This is a genomic window from Atopobium sp. oral taxon 810 str. F0209, from assembly GCF_000466405.1.
GTDB lineage: Bacteria > Actinomycetota > Coriobacteriia > Coriobacteriales > Atopobiaceae > Olegusella.
Genome location: NZ_KE952948.1, coordinates 33,574 through 51,827 on the forward strand (window position 1 = coordinate 33,574; position 18,254 = coordinate 51,827).

At 50.2% G+C, this 18,254-nt stretch carries 14 protein-coding genes; 3 read left to right on the forward strand and 11 right to left on the reverse strand.

What is annotated here, in order from left to right; genetic code table 11:
- Window positions 1-38: 38 nt before the first annotated feature.
- The 4 genes from HMPREF9069_RS03955 to HMPREF9069_RS03970 form a co-directional block, all read right to left on the reverse strand.
- Window positions 39-413, reverse strand: a complete 375-nt coding sequence (locus HMPREF9069_RS03955; RefSeq protein ID WP_021625865.1) for a DUF2273 domain-containing protein — start codon at window positions 411-413, stop codon at window positions 39-41.
- The gene (gene amaP, locus HMPREF9069_RS03960; protein ID WP_051317778.1) at window positions 413-1,186 is read right to left on the reverse strand and encodes an alkaline shock response membrane anchor protein AmaP; all 774 of its coding nucleotides are present in this window, start codon (window positions 1,184-1,186) and stop codon (window positions 413-415) included. Before amaP ends, HMPREF9069_RS03955 begins: the two co-directional genes overlap by 1 nt.
- Before the next feature lie 93 nt (window positions 1,187-1,279).
- Window positions 1,280-2,587 carry an LCP family protein gene (locus tag HMPREF9069_RS08830; protein ID WP_051317779.1) on the reverse strand — a complete coding sequence of 436 codons (1,308 nt, stop codon included), beginning with the start codon at window positions 2,585-2,587 and terminating at the stop codon, window positions 1,280-1,282.
- A gap of 70 nt (window positions 2,588-2,657) precedes the next feature.
- Window positions 2,658-3,458 carry a YebC/PmpR family DNA-binding transcriptional regulator gene (locus tag HMPREF9069_RS03970; RefSeq protein WP_035438416.1) on the reverse strand — a complete coding sequence of 267 codons (801 nt, stop codon included), beginning with the start codon at window positions 3,456-3,458 and terminating at the stop codon, window positions 2,658-2,660.
- Window positions 3,459-3,683: 225 nt separating this feature from the next.
- Here HMPREF9069_RS03970 and HMPREF9069_RS03975 point away from each other — a divergent pair, with 225 nt between their 5' ends.
- Window positions 3,684-4,139, forward strand: a complete 456-nt coding sequence (locus tag HMPREF9069_RS03975) for a hypothetical protein (protein ID WP_021625869.1) — start codon at window positions 3,684-3,686, stop codon at window positions 4,137-4,139.
- A gap of 281 nt (window positions 4,140-4,420) precedes the next feature.
- On the opposite strand, the gene lgt is transcribed toward HMPREF9069_RS03975, so the two are convergent.
- The 4 genes from lgt to tyrS form a co-directional block, all read right to left on the reverse strand.
- Window positions 4,421-5,254: a prolipoprotein diacylglyceryl transferase gene (lgt, locus tag HMPREF9069_RS03980; protein WP_021625870.1), complete on the reverse strand. Its 834-nt coding sequence runs from the start codon at window positions 5,252-5,254 to the stop codon at window positions 4,421-4,423.
- A gap of 12 nt (window positions 5,255-5,266) precedes the next feature.
- Complete coding sequence (locus HMPREF9069_RS03985) at window positions 5,267-5,506, reverse strand: NifU family protein (RefSeq protein WP_035438417.1); 240 nt, start codon at window positions 5,504-5,506, stop codon at window positions 5,267-5,269.
- A gap of 198 nt (window positions 5,507-5,704) precedes the next feature.
- A complete protein-coding gene (locus tag HMPREF9069_RS03990; protein ID WP_035438418.1) occupies window positions 5,705-8,203 on the reverse strand; it encodes a U32 family peptidase in 2,499 nt (832 codons plus the stop codon).
- A 15-nt stretch (window positions 8,204-8,218) separates the two neighbouring features.
- Window positions 8,219-9,433, reverse strand: coding sequence for a tyrosine--tRNA ligase (gene tyrS / locus HMPREF9069_RS03995; protein ID WP_035438419.1), 1,215 nt, complete (start codon window positions 9,431-9,433; stop codon window positions 8,219-8,221).
- Between the two features lie 140 nt (window positions 9,434-9,573).
- Between tyrS and HMPREF9069_RS04000 the strand changes: the two genes are divergently transcribed.
- Window positions 9,574-11,706 (forward strand): transglycosylase domain-containing protein, encoded by a 2,133-nt coding sequence (locus HMPREF9069_RS04000; RefSeq protein ID WP_021625874.1) that lies wholly within the window; start codon window positions 9,574-9,576, stop codon window positions 11,704-11,706.
- 103 nt (window positions 11,707-11,809) lie between these two features.
- Here HMPREF9069_RS04000 and HMPREF9069_RS04005 read toward each other — a convergent pair whose 3' ends face one another.
- Entirely contained in the window at window positions 11,810-12,247 is a 438-nt protein-coding gene (locus tag HMPREF9069_RS04005; RefSeq protein ID WP_021625875.1) for an arginine repressor, read from the reverse strand.
- Window positions 12,248-12,662: 415 nt separating this feature from the next.
- Here HMPREF9069_RS04005 and HMPREF9069_RS04010 point away from each other — a divergent pair, with 415 nt between their 5' ends.
- Complete coding sequence (locus tag HMPREF9069_RS04010) at window positions 12,663-13,904, forward strand: C39 family peptidase (RefSeq protein ID WP_051317780.1); 1,242 nt, start codon at window positions 12,663-12,665, stop codon at window positions 13,902-13,904.
- A 194-nt stretch (window positions 13,905-14,098) separates the two neighbouring features.
- On the opposite strand, the gene HMPREF9069_RS04015 is transcribed toward HMPREF9069_RS04010, so the two are convergent.
- Window positions 14,099-15,823, reverse strand: a complete 1,725-nt coding sequence (locus tag HMPREF9069_RS04015; RefSeq protein WP_021625878.1) for a phospho-sugar mutase — start codon at window positions 15,821-15,823, stop codon at window positions 14,099-14,101.
- A gap of 206 nt (window positions 15,824-16,029) precedes the next feature.
- Window positions 16,030-18,225: a THUMP domain-containing protein gene (locus HMPREF9069_RS04020; RefSeq protein WP_035438420.1), complete on the reverse strand. Its 2,196-nt coding sequence runs from the start codon at window positions 18,223-18,225 to the stop codon at window positions 16,030-16,032.
- Window positions 18,226-18,254: the final 29 nt, after the last annotated feature.

Consider the following 18,254-nt stretch of genomic DNA (forward strand, 5'->3'; position numbering starts at 1 on the left):
AGTGTCCTTTCTAGCTGCACAAAGGCCAGTTCATAATCTTAGTTGCGAGGCTCAAAAAGTGAGCGAATGGTACGAATAATACGGGGATCACCATCAAGTAGCTGCCCCACCGCAACACCAGCAATACAGAAAAGAGCAATTTCTAACGTAGTCCAAAAGCCAACAATCAAAAAAAGAATTGCTAATGCAAGACCTGTGACACCACCGTAAAAGGCGTTCTCATGACCTGGGAAGCTACGATGAACCCACCCAACAACAGCCTGATGCGGAAGCTTGCTCGCCTCAGCACTCTGCGGAGACACTTTTTCACTAGCCACTAATTGTTGAGAGTTGGCTTCAACTGCTTTGGTCTGCTCTTCTTTATCAGCGGCTATCTGCTGTTCTATGGTCATCTTGGGTTTCTTTTCTTGCATTATGAGCCCTCCCTATCAGTTGTAGGGACTTCTTCAGTTATATCCATGTCAACAGAAAGATCATCGTCGTCGTTAGCCTCAGACTCAAGCTGAAGTGGACGCAAAGCCGTTGTGTGTCCCATGGGTACACGAATATCTTCAGCAACAGGCACTTCGGGAGCAGTTGGCTGAGACTCAGACTCTGCCGACGCAGGATGTGCTTTTGCCATCGTGTTAGCATAGCTGGCTTCAAGGCTGTCAAAATTGACAGGCTCGTCATGGGTGACGGGATCAACAAACTCAATCGTGACGCTATCAACCGTATCGCCACATATCTCGGCAAGCCCAAGCATCAAGCGGTCGTGAAGCTCTGCTCCCAACGTTGCAACATTAACCGTATTGTTGGGCTGAATGCGACAAAAGACACGCACATGGCCGCGTTTCTTTGCTTTGACGTTCACACTCCGTGCCGTCAACGTACCATCGCGCTCTATGGTATGCACTGCTTGCGCACGAATAGCATCACGCGTGACTTGCACCTCATCGCCATCAACAACAGACACAATAACCGAATGCGGATTACGCGGAGTAAACAAAGCGCCCAACAGACATACCAACAGACCTAGACCCGTAATGCAGGCAAGCACAAGAGCAGCTGTACCGCCAATAGGATTGGCGAGCACAGTCGCAATGCCATGCTGATAGATGCCATACCAAGGCAGCACTAGTATTGCGAGGCAGGCCATTCCAGCCAGTCCAAAGACAAACATGCACAAGCGCTTAAAACCGCTCATGCCCCACCCCCTCATACTCTGCAGCACACAGGCCGCGATTAATCTACTCTCATGAAGGATAACGCAAGCGCCGGACACGTGGTGTGCTTGCTTTTATTCCATGCCAGTCTTTACATCCTTATCCTCAGGATTGCCACCTGCATTGATGACCTCCATCAGACGCGAAGTTGCCGCTTCATCATTAATGACATAAGACACACCATCAATATAATCAGTCGTGGATGGTAGTGCTGCACGATAAATAGTGGGTGATCCACCCAACATACGCAGCATAATCGGCATCATGTTGTAACAGCGCATCGAACTGTCCATCATGTCGGCCATTGAATTGGCAACACCTACCATCTCCCAAGGCGGCAGCGTGCGAGCTTTGCTCATGATGGCCTGCAATACCAGCATCTGGTCTGCTTGACGTTGAAAATCACCCAAAGCAAAGCCATGACGAACACGTGAGAAAAGCAATGCAGTCTTGCCGTCCATCTGATGCGTCCCTGCGGGTAGGACAAGTCCTGTGTACTCAGGGTCATTTACATCCACTGGCACCTTAACCGTAATGCCACCCACTGCATCTACGAGCGAAGATAGCCCATCAAAGTGAATAACGGCAACCTTTGAAATAGGCACATTCACGAGCGTGCTCACAGCAGATGCCATGCCTCCAGCTCCGCCAAAAGCATAGGCAGCATTGATTTTTTGAGTACCGTGACCAGGAATTTCTACTTTGGTATCGCGAGGAATGGACAACATCGTAATCTTGTTGGACACAACGTCAATGCGCGCCAAAATAATGGAATCGGCACGCGACACTGCATCGCCCTCTCGCGCATCAGAGCCCAGCAAAAGCACATAATAGGGCTGCAGGGGAATATGCATCTGGGTAGCTTCCGCCACGCCTTTTGCCTCGGGATCTTTGAAGGCAAGTCTATTGTCGATAGGCAAAAACACCAGTGCATACACCGCTGCAAGTACAGCAATCAAGACAACTAAAAACTTTAGGAATCCATGACGTTTGTGCTCACGGTGTGGTAAATGAATCTGGCGCCCTGGCTGTCTATCGTAGGCACTCTCATCAAAATATTCCTGCGCAGACCTGCGAGACCTGTGTATAGGTGCAGCAGACCAGCTATCAGTATTGCCGTAGCCTTCATTTCTATAGCGACGATCAAAATCGGCACGATTTGCCTCAAGACTGCTCAGACTCGCCGGATGTTGTGGCAATTGCACGCCTGGATTTGCATTTGCACGACGAGTCTGCGACGCCGAATTGGCAGGCGGCAAGTCGGCTGCGCCCCGCGAAAAGGCTGAGCCACTCTGAAAATGTCCCTTTTTGTGATTATGCGAAGCGACCTCGAAGCCATTGGCCTCGAGGTCGTCGTCATAATTGCGATATTGCCTACTCAAGCGCACCTCGCAATGCTCGTCTTGGCCAAAGTTGCTTTACCTAACTATACGCAAAGCACCTAGGTCGAGGCTACTCGTCAGCTGCGAGGGCCTCCTCAATCTCATCAGTACGGTTCATGGTGTCATAAACGTTTTGAACGTCCTCAAGCTCCTCAAGGCGATCAACAAGGCGCTGAACCTTTTTGGCATCAGCAACAGAAACCTCAGTGGGGGTCGTAGCAATCATCGTGAGCTCGGAACCCTTAACCTCAATACCCTGAGCTTCAAGGCCCTTTTGGACATCCTGCATCTTGTCATAGGCGGTATAAACAATCCACTGATCGCCAGCATCCTCATAATCGTCGCCCTCAGCTTCGGCGACTGCCATCATAAACTCGTCCTCATCGACAGCATTCTCGCGGTCGGCAACCTTCTTGTCATCGCTCTTGATGATTTTCTCAACAGCAATAGAGCCTTTACGCTCAAACTGGAAAGCAACAGAGCCCGAGGTACCAAGATTGCCACCAGCATGAGAAAACGCAGAGCGCACGTCTGCAGCAGTGCGGTTTTTATTGTCGGTTAGGCAATCAACATAGACAGCGACACCCGCAGGGCCATAACCCTCATAGCTAATCTCTTCGTAGACAGCGGCATCGGCACCAGCACCAAAGGCCTTGTCAATAGCAGCCTTAATCTTTGCATTGGGCATGGAAACCATGCGAGCACGAGCAACAGCAGCAGCAAGCGTTGCATTGTTGTCCGGGTTGGGGTCGCCACCAGACTTGGCGGCAACAGTAATGTTGCGCGAGAGCTTAGAGAAGAGCGATGAACGCTTTGCGTCGATCGCTGCCTTCTTGTGCTTGGTGGTAGCCCACTTAGAGTGTCCGGACATGCAGGTCTCCTTCTTGCATCGTGGTAGAAACAGTAGAATTTTAGCTGTTTGTCTTGTTAAGGGAAAGAGAAAAGCTTCTCCCCTACTCAAAACCCACGCAGTCATGGTAATTTTTGCTGCCAATTTTTACCGTCTACCTAGGCTCGTTCAATTGAGAGTCTACATGCGTTAAAGTCACAAGTGAAGAGTTTGTATTGTTGTATTCCTCAGCTAAAGGAGGCGCTCATGCTTTATATAGGTAACTTCAACTACAATGATGAAAACGATGTCTCTGACAACTACGTGTTGATGCCTGCCGTAGTAGAAGCTGCAGATGCAGAAGAAGCGCTGGATCGTTTTGAAAAGATGTTCGAGCGCATAAACGCCAAGTCCGACCTGCTTGATGGTGCGCATTCCATTTACCTGGACTCTTTGGTTGAGCTCGATCGTGCGCCTGAATCCGCCGTACTCATCCAATGGGAAAAGATTGTTCCTACAGATGAGGGGCTCTGCTCTATTACTTCAGCTCTGCCCGAACTCGAAGAAGGTGAAGCGGCGTCTGCTTATGGTTGGAATGACGACGATGGAGAGTTTGAGCACATCCACGTCCACAACGATAACGAACATATTGCAGACGCCGAACTCGACGACTTTGATGATGACCAGAATGGTTTTGAAGAAGAGCCTTTCATGAGACTCTAAGCTCTGCTTTATTAAGTGCTAAAGCAAACTCTACACGTCACGTAAGAGCAAATCCCCGTCGTCATGCCCACGGCGGGGATTTTGCGTTTTCTTGCGCACAGATGGTTCAAGCTTCGGACGCTATACCCACAGATGGTTCAAGCTTCGGAGTATTTCCAAATAGATGGTTCAAGTGTCGGAGTTGGAGTACACAAAACAGCTGGTCATTTTTTTCGGTAGACCGAAGGATGAACCATCTGTGTGAGTGTGCGCCGAAGAATGAACCATCTAGGAAATATCATCTAGGAAATGCGCATGAGGTGAATTCGCTGGGGGCTTTTGAAGTGAGCAGCAATGATGAGTACTGCTATACCAGCAATAATCAATGGCAACGACAGAATTTGGCCCATTGTCAAAAAATTGCCAAAGAGATAGCCCAGCTGGGCATCTGGTACACGCACAAACTCAATCAACGCACGAAATACCCCATAGAGCAGCAAAAATACACCCGAAAAAGTCCCTTGTGGAAGGGTGGGCTTACGTCGTGACAGCACAAAAAGTACCAAGAAAATCACGACGCCTTCAAGCAGAGCTTCATAGAGCTGCGAGGGATGGCGATAGACCATACCACCGCCTGCATCAGAAAACATGACACCCCAAGGCAGATCAGTTGGTTTGCCCCAGAGCTCGCCATTGATAAAGTTGGCACAACGCCCAAAGAAAAGCCCAATCGGTGCAGCACTTACTCCTAAGTCACAAAGGGTTACAAGCGACAAATGCAGTCTACGTACTACAATCCCGCCCCCTATGATTGCCCCTATAAGGCCACCATGAAAGCTCATGCCTCCTTGGTTGAGTGCCAAGATCTCAAGCGGATGCTCCAGATAGTAGCCAGCTCCATAAAAGAGCACATAGGCAAGACGAGCTCCAATAATGACACCAAAAGCAAGACCAATCATGACTGATGTCAACTCGTCGAGGGTTAAATCCAACCCCCAGCGTTTTTGCGTCCTCCAAATCCAAACAGCACCCAGTACAAAGCCAGCAAGATAAGCCAAGCCATACCAGCGTACTACCACTGGTCCCAGTGCAAAAGCTATGGGATTAAGCTGATGATACAGCTCGTTAAGCCACATACCTGCGCTACCTTAGAACGGCATTGCAGGCATAACCTTGGTTACGCCTGGGACATGCTCCATCAAAATGCGCTCAATGCCCTCACTCATGTCATACGAAGACAGAGGGCAACCAGCGCAAGCACCCTGCATCTCAAGCGTTACCACACCATCATCAGTACAATCGATAAGCGCTACATCACCACCATCAGCCTGTAGGCTCTGACGGATAACGTCAATTGTCCTCTCAAGAAGGTCCCTATTTACTGCCATCTCTACCCCTTCCTTCGCGAGCACATTGACACACGCTCGCCATAATCCCTATTTATCAGCTAGACATTAGGCTATGTTACCCGATACAACTTTGCGCATTCACTTGTATCTTTCTTTACATGAATGCCAAATGTGTACACCCTGAGATGCCTCAGACGCCAAAAGACACCCACGGAAAACGAAACATCCATCTGTCGCCTAATCAATCGGGCTAAATAGATGTCCTGTATCGCTTCCTGCAAGGCGCGGAGCAGGACGTTTGCCCGCCTGTACTGCCAAGAGCGCCGCTTGGATACGCTTGAGTTCGCTGCCCACTTCTTGCTCACTTAACAAACTACAATCCACCATCAAGCGGCTTACTCCCGCAGAAAGCAACTCTCCTATCTCTGGCGTCAAATCCAAAGGACGAGCTGCATACAATCTTGAGCGACCCTGCAAATCCGTACGCACAGGCAACAAAGAGCCATCTCGACTACGCAAAGACAAACGTTGCTTGCGTAATCCACAGTGAGCACAATCCTCTATACAATGTCCTGCAGTCTGCAAAATACAATGCTCACTAGTCATCGCGCGGATGCGTCCCGATACAGTCACGCCTATGGGAGTCTTTGCTTGGGAAGCAATCTGACGTATCTCCTCAAGCGTTAGCTCCGAAGACAGCCAAAAACCCTGCGCACCTTGGGCTTCAAGCCAAGAGAGACAGCTTGCATTATGCACAGGAATACATGCCCTAATCTCAGGATACGCACCTCTATCAACAGCTGCCGCCAACTCGGATACATTACCTACCGCAAGCTCGCTACCTGGCACGATATAGTTATCAATACGTTTATGATCTGCTTGTCGGCAAACCTCATCAAGCCAAGGAATTACCTCGGCAGGCCAAGTTGAAAGCGTTGGATCGGACAGCTGATCATCACGAACATACACGCGATGAGCACCAGCAGTGAGTGCCGCATGTGCCACCTCAGGCGTTACCACCAACGCGCAGATTTCTGCAGTCTGCACTGATTTCATATCAGTAAGTAACGCAGCTTTTTCGCGAGGACCGCGCAGTCCTACACCTACATTCTCGGAGCGCCCTTCATAGCTTGCAAGCAATTCTTTTTCAAGCAATCTACAAGCCCTTGATCTCAGCTTATGTAGGGAAGAAAAACCTAGACCCACCCCTTCATCAAGCTCAACATCTATGGCTCGCGCTTCAAAGGCAGAGTTTCCCAACCTACCCGCATGCTCCGCAAGGTCCTCAGTTGTCACAGCCTTGGTGCGTGCCGCCTCAACCAGATCGCCTTCTGCGCGCACGGAAGCAGAGCCATCGACGCAGCTCATTTCAACAGCAAGTGGCATACCCATATGTGCAATAACCCTCATTGTTATCGCGCGTTTGGGAGCAGCACTGGGACGTGCCGCCAAAGCCGAAGCATCCAGCGCTGCCTGCGAGCGAATAACACGCACCACACTTCCCGCAGGTAGTGTGCGTACCGTACGACATGTGAGGATCTCGCCAGGACGTACATCTTTTGATGCCAAGGTAGTCAAAAACTGCGAGGGATCTTCAAGCGGCCTCAACTCAAGCAAATCACCTTTGCCCACTGGCACGTCAACGCGCAGTGTGACTTCAGCCTCGTGGTGCATGCGCGTACGCTCACGACCACCTGCCGAACCGCCCTGCACCCGCCTAAAACTCCCAAGGTCGCGACTTGAAAGCACCTCTCCTGCCAGCTCGCCACGGTTATTCGAGCGGTCATAGCTCATCATCTCATCGCCTGAGCGACCTTTGAGATAGGCATCAGTAAAGTTACGATTGAAGGAACGCAAAAGCAAGTCTCGACGACGATTGATATTGTCCTGACTAGACTTGCGCCCTGCAGCAACATCATCTAAAGCCCCGCGATAAGCAGAGACTACCGACCACACATAGTCAGCCGCTTTCATACGACCTTCTACCTTGAGGGAGCCAAGTCCTGCTTGTGAAAGCTCAGCTAAATCACTTATGGTGCAGTAATCTTTGGGACAAAGCGGTCGAGTGCGTCCGTCCGCTGCTATCACACGACCCTTACTATCCACCAGATCGTAAAGCAGACGGCAAGGTTGCGCGCAAAGACCGCGGTTTGCCGAACGGTTACCCACCGACGAACTCAACTTGCAAATACCCGAATAGCAAAAGCAAAGCGCGCCATGCCCAAAGTTTTCAAGCTCTACGCCCTCCTGTGCAATGCGTGAAATCTCAGCCAAGGACAACTCGCGTGAAAGCGTCACCCGCTCTACCCCAAGAACATCACGCACCCATGCCACAGCACGCCCGTCATGCACATTTGCCTGAGTAGATACATGAATTTCGATGTCAGGACGACGGCGACGGAGTTCCGACATCAGACCCCAGTCTTGCACGATGAGTGCGTCTGCACCAAGTGCCCAAGCATGGGCGGCCCAGCGTACAGCCCGCTCTAGCTCGTCTTCCTTGATAACAACATTTTGTGTTACGTAGACCCGTGCACCCGCAATATGAGTAACGCGGCAGGCTTCACGAAACTCCTCATCAGAGAAGTTATGTGCACCTCGACGCGCATTAAAATCGCTACCAAGACCACAGTAAATTGCATCGGCTCCTGCAGCCAGCGCCGCATAAAAAGCCTCAGGTCCACCAGCGGGCGCCAGCAGCTCAGGTACCTGCCGAGCGCCAGCTTGATTAGTCATCTTTCGCTCCTGCATTTAGGCAAGACGAGCAAACTTGCGCTTGCCAACTTGCACTACACAGCCAACATGCAGCTGTTCGGGGTCAATGTTGTAATTCTTTGCAGCAACAGCAACCTGATCAATTTTGACGCCGCCACCGTCAATCTGGCGACGCCCGTCACCTGCCGAGGCGCAAAGTCCCGCTTCGGCAAGTACACGAGCAAGATAAATCTTGCCTTGGTCGTTGGGAGTCAAATCCACGCTGACTTCAGCAATATTCTCAGGCAGCTCACCCTTCTTGAACCGAGCATCAAAAGCAGCTTGTGCTACAATACCCGCACCTTCACCGTGATAGAGATCACAAATATTGCGAGCAAGTGCGCGCTTAAGCTGGTAAGGGTCGGCCGTACCATCTGCATAAGCAGCATCAATTGCATCGACTTCATCGACAGGCAGTGTTGAGCAGAGACGGTAATACATAGGCACTACTGTGTCATTAATACTCATGAGCTTGCCAAACATTTCGTCAGCAGGGTCAGTCAGACCAACATAATTCTTGTAGCTCTTAGACATCTTCTTGACACCGTCAAGGCCCACAAGCAGCGGCATCGTAAGAGCTACCTGTGGTTCCATGCCAGATTTTTCCATCAAATCGCGACCAGCGAGAAGATTAAAAATCTGGTCGTTACCGCCCATCTCGAGGTCAGCCTTGATAATCACCGAGTCATAGGCTTGCAACACGGGATAGATAAACTCATGCAATGCAATTGGCATACCATTTGTGTAACGATTGTGAAAGTCTTCACGCTCAAGGATGCGTGCAACATTGAACTTGCTCATCAGACCAAGCATTGAGCCCAAATCCAAAGGTTTAAGCCATTCGCCATTGTGAACAATTTGCGTACGCTCGGGATCCAAAATCTTGAGAGCTTGCTCGACATAGGTGGCAGCGTTGGCTTCGACCTGCTCTTCTGTTAAAGGAGGACGGGTAGAATCACGACCCGAGGGGTCGCCAATGAGCGCCGTGCCATTGCCAATAATGAGTGTTACCTTGTGACCAAGATCTTGAAACTGACGCATCTTGCGCAAAGGCACCGCATGACCTAAGTGCAGGTCAGGCGAGGTAGGATCAACGCCTAGCTTTATATTCAGAGGAACTCCACGTTCGAGTTTCTTTTTGAGCTCATCCAAAGGAACAATCTGCATAGTTCCCGAAGTAATTACCTTGAGCTGCTCTTCTACCGATAACACAACAGACCTCCTGAGATTTTATTAACTACCATCGCCCCCCAATAAATTAGTTGAAGGATGGACTCTCCTACTCTAGCAGGACAGGCGCGGTCGAACCCTTATAATGTTGACGCAAATGTCGCTCGCCTGAGGAGGACTGCATGGGCATTCGTACGCGCAGGGCCCGTCTGCATTCGCGCACACATATCGTCGGCTTTGGAATTGTTGGCGTTTTTGGCTTTTTAGCCTTATTCGCCGCCGCTGTGGGTATTTCTCTTGGAGCACTGGTTTCAAGCTGGCTCCAGAACCTACCTGACTATCAGTCAGCCGATGCCTATCTCGTGGCAGAGCCTACACAGGTGCTTGCCTCTGATGGCACGGTCATGGCTGAGTACTATCTGCAAAATCGTCACTCTGTAAAGCAGGCTGACGTAGCAGATGCCGTATTCAAGGCCACCGTCGACGTTGAAGACGAGCGCTTCTACAAGCACAATGGTGTTGACCCGCAGGGTATTGCTCGAGCTATTGTTTCGCAGCTTGCTGGTCGCTCTGAGGGTGCATCTACCATCACTCAGCAGCTTGTCCGCAATACTGTCTTGTCTGATGAACAATTCGAGCAGAGCCTCAAGCGCAAAGTTCGCGAGGCCTATATTGCCATTCAGATGGAAAAGACCTACACCAAAGACCAGATTCTGATGATGTATCTCAACACCATCTACTATGGTCATGGTGCTTATGGCATTGAAGCTGCAAGCAAAACTTACTTTAATAAGAGCGCCAAAGACCTCGATCTCAATGAAGCCACAACTTTGGCTGGTATCCCCAACTCTCCTGGCTATTTTGATCCCACAGTCAACATGGAGGCCTGCAAGAAGCGCCGCAACCATGTACTTGACCGTATGCTTGCAATTGGTGATATCAGCAAGGAAGACTATGACAAGGTTAAGAGCGCAGATATCAAGCTCAACCTAGGCAGCTTCAAAGAATCTGATAGCTCTAGTCCCTACTTTACCGACTATGTCCGCGAACTACTACTTAAGGACTTTGATCAGGATCTGATTCTCAAGGGCGGCCTGAAGGTCTACACCACACTCGACCTTAATTGGCAAAAAGCTGCCGAGGAAGCCGTATCCGACCAACTCAAGACCATTGATGACGACCAACTACAAGCAGCACTGTGCGCTATTGACCCTGGCACTGGTTATGTCAAAGCCATGGTCGGTGGCAGAAGTTACAAGAAGAGCCAGTACAACATGGCTACCCAAGCAAGGCGTCAGCCTGGTTCGAGCTTTAAGGCGTTTACGCTGGTAGCAGCGCTTGAAGCGGGTGTGAACCCTAATATTTACTTGGATTGTAGCTCTCCGCAGCAGATTACCAGCACTTGGAAGGTACAAAACTACGCCAACGAGAATCTTGGTATTCTGACTCTGCAACAGGCACTTGCGGTGTCTTCTAACACAGGCTTTGCACGGGTTGCCATGGGTATTGGCGCCGACAAGATTGTAACTACTGCTCATGATATGGGCATTGATGTTGACCTACCTGCTTATCCTGCTATTACCTTGGGTACCGAGGGTGTACCTCCCATTCAAATGGCAGAAGGCTATGCCACACTTGCCACTGGCGGTATCCACCATGATGCCGTTGCTATTACACGTATCGAAGACCGCAACGGTAATATCGTCTACGAGCATAAAGATGATGGTAAGCGCACTGTACCTGCAGAGATTGCTCAGGCTGCAACTGAAGCTCTGCAAACTGTTGTCACGAGTAGCAGCGGTACGGCAAATGTTGTCTCCTACACCACCAACTACAACCAGCCCATCGCTGGTAAGACTGGCACAACCGAGGACTTCCGTGACCTATGGTTCTGCGGATATACACCTCAGGTTTCAGTTGCGGTATGGGTGGGCAACGAAGATAACACTCCTGTCTTGGTACATGGCAGCTACCTGCATCCTTATAACACCGCCTGCCCCATCTTTGTAGGCTTTACCAATGCCATTCTCAAAGATACAGCACGTGAGGAGTTCCCCACCACAGACAAAAAGCCCACCTACAAGGACAATAGCGCTTGGGACTTTGCTCGCACCTATACCATGGAATACGAAGTCGAGGAAAAGACCGAAGAGACCACAACTGAGCAGAACACTGAAAATACCGAGAATACTGAGAACAATACTCAGAACAACGAAAATCAGACCGATCCTAATAATGGCGGCGGAGCTACAACTCCTGACAACACCGACAATAGTGGTGATGAGCAGCAACAAGATGCGCCTGCGGGTGAGTAACAGTTACTTGTGTGACCCTTATACTGATAAAAAGCATGCTCGACTCAACATCAAGCGTGCTTTTATCAAGCGTGCTTTTTTGTTGCCATGCTTACATGTAAAGCTACTTGTGCGTACTGCGCAGCTTTTCTATGAGATTGAGCAACTCGATTGCTGCCTCGTCATCAGCCGAAACTACAAGTACCGTATCGTTACCAGCAACGGATCCGCAAACATCGTGCAAAGCTGCCGCATCAACAGCAGCAGCGACACCTGGAGCAGTACCCGGCTGACTTTTAATAATCACAAGATTGTGAGCACGATCAACATTTAACACAAATTCAGAAACCATGCGCTGAAGATGCAGGTCTTCGGCGAGCACATAGATACCTTCAGAGAGCTTACGCAAACCCATATCGGCAATATCGCGCGAAACAGTAGCCTGAGTGCATTTATATCCGATATCCTGCAGTTCATCAACTAACTCACGCTGAGTACGGATGGACTTGCCGCGGACAATATCACGAATAGCATCTTGCCTACTGTTGCGTCTTTTCACCATAATCAACCCCACAAATCCGATATGTATGCATAAACCTCAAAATTCAAAGGTCATAATACCTTCTCATTTGAGCTGCATGAGATATAGCCACTATGCATCATACCTACTTAATAATCGAATAATTGAACTTTATGTTTGAACGAGCGGCAAGCGGTAAGAACCAAGGGGACAAACGGAGTTTTACACGTCTCCTGCACATAGTTTAGCTATACATTAAGCACTTATAAATCTTCGAAAGAATTCTCAAAAGGATTACTGATAGCTCAATATGTTAGTTTTCATGAAAAACATGCGTTACCATTCGCATATTTTTTCTCAGCTAGATTTGCGGGCTTGGCATACTATAGATATGGAATACAAGGCACTAAGCTGCTCAGCCTCATAGAGCAGCAAAGTTATAGCTGAGAGGATTCCCATGTCCAATTATGCAGATTCAAACCGTGGCGGTTCGCGTCCGCGTTCTGGCGGCTATTCCGATCGTCCTGCTCGCCTACGTTCTACTTCTAGCAATAGTGGAGCAGGACAAGGTGCTCGTCGTGGATACCGTTCTGGGCAGGGTCCTTCTCATGATAGACGCGGCGGTCAACGTCCCTATCGCTCCAATCGCAATTATCGTACCATCAACGGTCATGACACTGGCTATTCATTGCGCCAGCGCGGCATCAACTTTAGTGGACGCAAAGGCGGTCTGCTTTCCAATCTTGATCAGCGTAGTCTCCTCATTCTTGCTGGCGGCATTATTGCTCTGCTTATTTTGATATTTGCTATCTCAAGCTGTGTCCGCGGATGTGCTTCTGGAGCAAACAAGAAAAATAATTCAACCAGTTCAGTCAACTCTCAGGACACTAGGGTCTCAGCTAGTGCGTCCCCTGACATCACCAGCAAGCTCACCCCTGCTTTGGATAACGCTGACAGTTTGTACAAGATTGCTAAAAATGCTGACAAATATAAGGATAGCCGCATGATTGATTTGGCTGTTAACGAGCCAAATGCTATTAAGTTTGTCCTCACCTACCCCGATGCCGACCACACCAGCGGTGCATATGAAGACACTGTTGAAAAAGGTACCTATCCTTTACTCTTTGATTGGGATTCTCGTTGGGGTAATGTGGATTTTGGCGACGGCGCTCTTGGCGTCACAGGTTCTGGCCCCACTTCACTTGCCATGGCTTATATGGGTCTCACTGGTAAAACCGACCAAACTCCCGCCACGATTGCCAAAGCAATTGCTGATGCAGGTGCAGATTCTGGCGACACGGGCATGGCAACGTCCTTCTTTGACAAGGGCATCTCAACTGTGGGCCTAAGCGTTACTTCAATGGAAGTTAGCAAAGACAATCTGCACTCTATTTTGGGCAATGGAAGCCCTGCTTTGGTACAAGTAAAAGACGATAGCCTTACGGCATCAGCACATTGGATACTTGTAATTGGCTATGGCAACGATGGCTCGATTGTCGTTTATGATCCCACCTCATCGGCGGTATCTTCCCACAGTTGGGATGCAGGTACCATCAGCTCAAGTGCAAGCGCACTTTACTCGGTAGGCGTTGCCGCACAAAACGATACGAGCGACGGATCCGATAGCAACAACAGCGACTCTGGTACAAGCGACACTGGAGATACATCTTCCGATACCGCCGACAGTTCCAACCAGTAAGCCATCTGGGCAGGTCGATTTTTTGCCAATGAGGAATTAGGATTCCTTTTCGATTGGGATGATGAACGGTGGACCTTTTCTTCTCTTAGGACCGTTCCACAATAGGCAAGACAGACCAAACAAACACATGAAAAAAGCCCACACCTGCAAGGATGTGGGCTTTTGCGTAAGCTTATAACAAGCAGAGCGCCATGCTACGAGAGGATCTTCTCGCTAGCAGCACGAAGTTTTGCCTCAACCTCTTCGGCTTCAGCGCGCGTTGCGCCCTTAGCAAAGAGGTATGCCTTGACCTTGGGCTCGGTACCAGAAGGACGGAAGATAACCTTGTTGTCGTCTTCCAAGCGATACTCGATAACGTTTGCCTTGGGCAGGGTCTGCTTGGGCTCCTTCTGAAGACCACCCACGATAGCCATCTGAGCACCAGTGGCAAAGTCGGTAGTACCGATAACCTTGTAACCAGCAATCTCGGTCAGAGGCTTCTCGCGCAAACCAGCCATAATCTCTGCCATGCGCGCAGCACCTGCAGCACCTGGGAAGGAAGCATTGACCGTACCATTGAGATAGTAACCGTACTTCTGATACAAGGCATCCATAGCCTCGTAGAGATCCATACCCTTAGCTGCATAATATGCACTCATCTCTACTGCGAGCATCGTGGCAACGATTGCATCTTTGTCACGAGCGTGAGTACCTACGAGGTAACCATAGCTCTCCTCAAAGCCCATGAGGTAGCGGTCTTCTTCACCCGCATCTTTAAGCAGGTCAATCTGGCCACCAATATACTTAAAGCCAGTCAGCACGCGACGCATCTCAAAGCCATAATCACGAGCCAAAGCATCAGGCATGACAGAAGAAACAATGGTAGAAACAGCAACCTTGCGGGTCACATCCTCGCCATTTTCCTTGGCCATGGTTGCCAGCCAGTCCATCAGCAATACGCCCATCTCATTGCCGGAAAGCAGCACATAGCCACCATCGTGAGGAATAGCGCAACCCATACGGTCGGCATCAGGGTCGGTAGCCACCATGAAGTTCGGCTTGACCTTGTCGCACAAATCCAAACCCAGCTGCAGTGCCTCGCGGAATTCAGGGTTGGGGTACTGGCAAGTTGGGAAATGTCCGTCAGGCTCTGCTTGCTCGGGAACAACGGTCACGTCCTCAACGCCAATCTCCTTGAGGATGCGCGTGACGCACTCCATACCAGTGCCATTGAGCGGTGTATAGACAACCTTGAAGCCCTCGGGAGCCTTAAAGCCAGGAACAGAGACCTTCTTGACAGACTCGATAAAGTTGTCGAGAACCTCCTCAGGCGTCCACTCAACCAAACCCTGAGCCAAGGCTTCGTCAAAGTCCATCATCTTGACTGCATCAAACATGGGCGTACGCGCGATAGAAGCGGAAATCTCATCTGCAGCTTCATTGGCAATCTGGCAGCCGTTGTCGTCATAGACTTTATAACCGTTGTACTGGGCGGGATTGTGAGAAGCAGTCAGCACGATACCAGCAGAAGTATGCAGGTAGCGCACGGCAAATGACAGCGTTGGCACAGGCTCGATACGAGGATAGACATACACATGGATGCCATTTGCAGCCAAAACCCCTGCTGCGACCTTCTGGAAATCCTCACCCTTAAGACGAGAGTCACGGGCAAGTGCCAGCGAGGGATTTTCGTAGTGAGCATTCAGATAATCTGCAACGCCCTGAGTAGCTTGAGCTACAACATGCACATTCATGCGATTGGTACCAACACCAATCGTGCCGCGCAGACCTGCCGTGCCAAACTCAAGGTCGCGATAAAACGCATCGTTGAGTTTTTCCTCATTTCCAGGGGCCATCAGGTCTTCGAGCTCAGATTTGAGATCAGCTTCTGTGACGTTCTCAGCCCAAAGCTGTACCTTGTCCTGAATCTCTTTGTCCATAGTCAGCCTTTCTGTCGAGCCGCGACACTTGTCTGCGGCCTTCTCGCATACTTAATTTAGTTTACCCCGACAGAGTGCATGAAAGCCGAGCAAGACGGCAGAAGGTGGTATTTACCAAGGCTAAAGAACAAGTCTGTCACCCGAAACGGACAAAAGACTTACATCCTCTATCTTTTCTCAAGCAGAGCTGGGTATTAGCAAACTTTCTAGACCGCAGTCGGCCGACAGCGCCGCACGATATAGCAATGATGAATACGCTTATTGCGCAAAAAATCATCGGGGATTGTTTGGTCAGTAATATCACTAAGCTCCACTCCTGCTTTGGCAAGTTTTTCAAACTCTGGTACAAAGTCTCGCAAATTGCAGCAAAACACACAGCTACCCGCCCGTGTCAGCAAACGCGAAACACCAATCAAGAGTTCCACATGGTCTCGCTGAATATCAAACGAAGAACTCTTCATACGCGAGGAATTGGAGAAAGTAGGAGGATCAAGATAAATCAAATCCCAGCGATTGCGTGTATGGCGTTGCTCATTTACCCAGCTCAAGACATCCGCTTGTATATATTCATGCTCAGGCCCACCAAAACCATTGCGCCCCATATTGCGCTCAGCCCACTCCAGATAGGGACGGGAAAGGTCAACCGTCGTCGTATATTTGGCACCACCATCCGCAGCATAACAGCTCGCACTACCCGTATAGGCAAAAAGATTCAAGAAACGCTTGGAGCCAGCAGTTGCTTTGGCCATCTCGCGAATACGTGCGCGAATATCACGGGTATCTAGGAAAAGCCCCACGTCCAGCCCACCTGAAAAATTGAGCTCAAAAGTCAGTCCGCCCTCATCTACGAGATGTGCTCCAGCAGGTAGAGCAAGCTTACCTTTCTTTGCTGCACTATCACGTACTACTTGGCGATTTGCATATTGCGAGCCACCGCGAGCACGCAAGCGCTGACGCACAAAGATATCTCCTGCAGCCACACCTAAAACAGGCGCTGCAATAGCAAGAGCATCCGAAAGTCGAGTGCGCGCTAAAGCAGGGTCAATTTCCTTGGGTGCAGCGTACTCAGACAATACCGCCCAAGGGCCCCCTCCCGTTCCACCATATTTGGCTTCATCAATGAGCACAGAAGGTTCAAAACGCTCAATAGCGACAGCATAATCCGGTAGGTCAGCATCATATACACGGTAGGCGCCTACATCCTCGCGACGTGCCCAACGGCGACGCAGTCGCCAAGCTTTTTCCAAGCGGCGGGCAAATTGCTCACTTGAGGGTAGTTCCACCATCACAGTCGAACCATTCTTGAGCGCAAGCGGCATACCTTGACGCGTGTCTTCTCCTAGCTCGTAGGCTGCAAGCACTCCTTCATCTGCGCCAAGATAGATGCGTTCCTCCAGCGTGGGCTCTAAACCCAAAGTCACACCAAGGCTTTTGTCACGCCCAAGCACGGCAAGAGTTGAACCCGATGGCAAAGCTGCTGCAGCAGAACGTGCCTGTGCCAGCTCGCGCGATGTTTCAGCAAAGTCTGCAGCTCCACTTAGATCACAGCAAAGCAAAACATCAGCAGCTCCAAGCTGCGCAGCATCAAGCCCGTCTATACCAACGTCAATAAAGTTTGCTGTCGTACTGGCTTCGGCAGCCGCCTCCGCGCGTTCATCAGCCTCATCAAGCAAAGCAAACCACGCTGCTTCATCATGTCTAAGCCACGACTCAAAGCTCCAACGATGCCGTAACAAATTGGGTGCTCTGTCATCGCGCTCTACTTGTGCTTCCGCAAGCAGAGTCGCTGCCCTCGCTCCTAGTACCAACAAAGTTGGTGTTTGGTGCCTACACAGGCGATACCAACCGCCTGCTGCCAAAAGTGCTGCCGCATAGTCGGGACGCAAAGATTCACGCAGACTGGATTCGCGCCGCCCATCGCGGTGGAAAAGTGGCTCTCCCGCCAGCTCAATACCTATTACTGCTCGCTCACGCGAAAGACGAACCATCACCGTCAAATCTGCTTGACTGGGATCTGTGGCCAATCGCACGCCACGCATCTCTGCCATACGGTCGGCAATAGCATCTTTAGTACGCAGAGCAGTAAAACGAGTATTGCGTAGCTCAGAATTAGTGCCATGCGCATCAACCGAAATGGTTGCTGTACGTGGTAGCTCTTCTTCCCAAGCAATCTGTGATACACCCTCGTAAAGCTCATCAGCATTACGAGCACCTACACGCGCCAAAATCGCAACCACGCGGGAGGCAAGGCGCGACCATAGGCAGACACGATAAGCATCTGCCAGTTTGCCTTCAAAGCCAACCTGTCCATGCAGGGGGCGCACACGAGGTGTACCCAAAGCCCGCAGTTCATCAGCGAGAAGGCTTTCAAATCCTGCAGGACAGCTGGCAAAAAACTCCATTATTTCCTCCGGCGTGATTGCGTAGGTCA

Excerpts from the sequence above, each read along its gene's own strand:
- HMPREF9069_RS04000 (WP_021625874.1), top strand. The coding sequence starts at position 9,574 with ATGGGCATTCGTACGCGCAGGGCCCGTCTGCATTCGCGCACACATATC.
- HMPREF9069_RS03955 (WP_021625865.1), bottom strand. The coding sequence starts at position 413 with ATGCAAGAAAAGAAACCCAAGATGACCATAGAACAGCAGATAGCCGCT.
- amaP (WP_051317778.1), bottom strand. The coding sequence starts at position 1,186 with ATGAGCGGTTTTAAGCGCTTGTGCATGTTTGTCTTTGGACTGGCTGGA.
- lgt (WP_021625870.1), bottom strand. The coding sequence starts at position 5,254 with ATGTGGCTTAACGAGCTGTATCATCAGCTTAATCCCATAGCTTTTGCA.
- HMPREF9069_RS03975 (WP_021625869.1), top strand. The coding sequence starts at position 3,684 with ATGCTTTATATAGGTAACTTCAACTACAATGATGAAAACGATGTCTCT.
- HMPREF9069_RS04015 (WP_021625878.1), bottom strand. The coding sequence starts at position 15,823 with ATGGACAAAGAGATTCAGGACAAGGTACAGCTTTGGGCTGAGAACGTC.
- HMPREF9069_RS03970 (WP_035438416.1), bottom strand. The coding sequence starts at position 3,458 with ATGTCCGGACACTCTAAGTGGGCTACCACCAAGCACAAGAAGGCAGCG.
- HMPREF9069_RS04010 (WP_051317780.1), top strand. The coding sequence starts at position 12,663 with ATGTCCAATTATGCAGATTCAAACCGTGGCGGTTCGCGTCCGCGTTCT.
- HMPREF9069_RS04020 (WP_035438420.1), bottom strand. The coding sequence starts at position 18,225 with ATGGAGTTTTTTGCCAGCTGTCCTGCAGGATTTGAAAGCCTTCTCGCT.
- HMPREF9069_RS03985 (WP_035438417.1), bottom strand. The coding sequence starts at position 5,506 with ATGGCAGTAAATAGGGACCTTCTTGAGAGGACAATTGACGTTATCCGT.
- HMPREF9069_RS04005 (WP_021625875.1), bottom strand. The coding sequence starts at position 12,247 with ATGGTGAAAAGACGCAACAGTAGGCAAGATGCTATTCGTGATATTGTC.
- HMPREF9069_RS03990 (WP_035438418.1), bottom strand. The coding sequence starts at position 8,203 with ATGACTAATCAAGCTGGCGCTCGGCAGGTACCTGAGCTGCTGGCGCCC.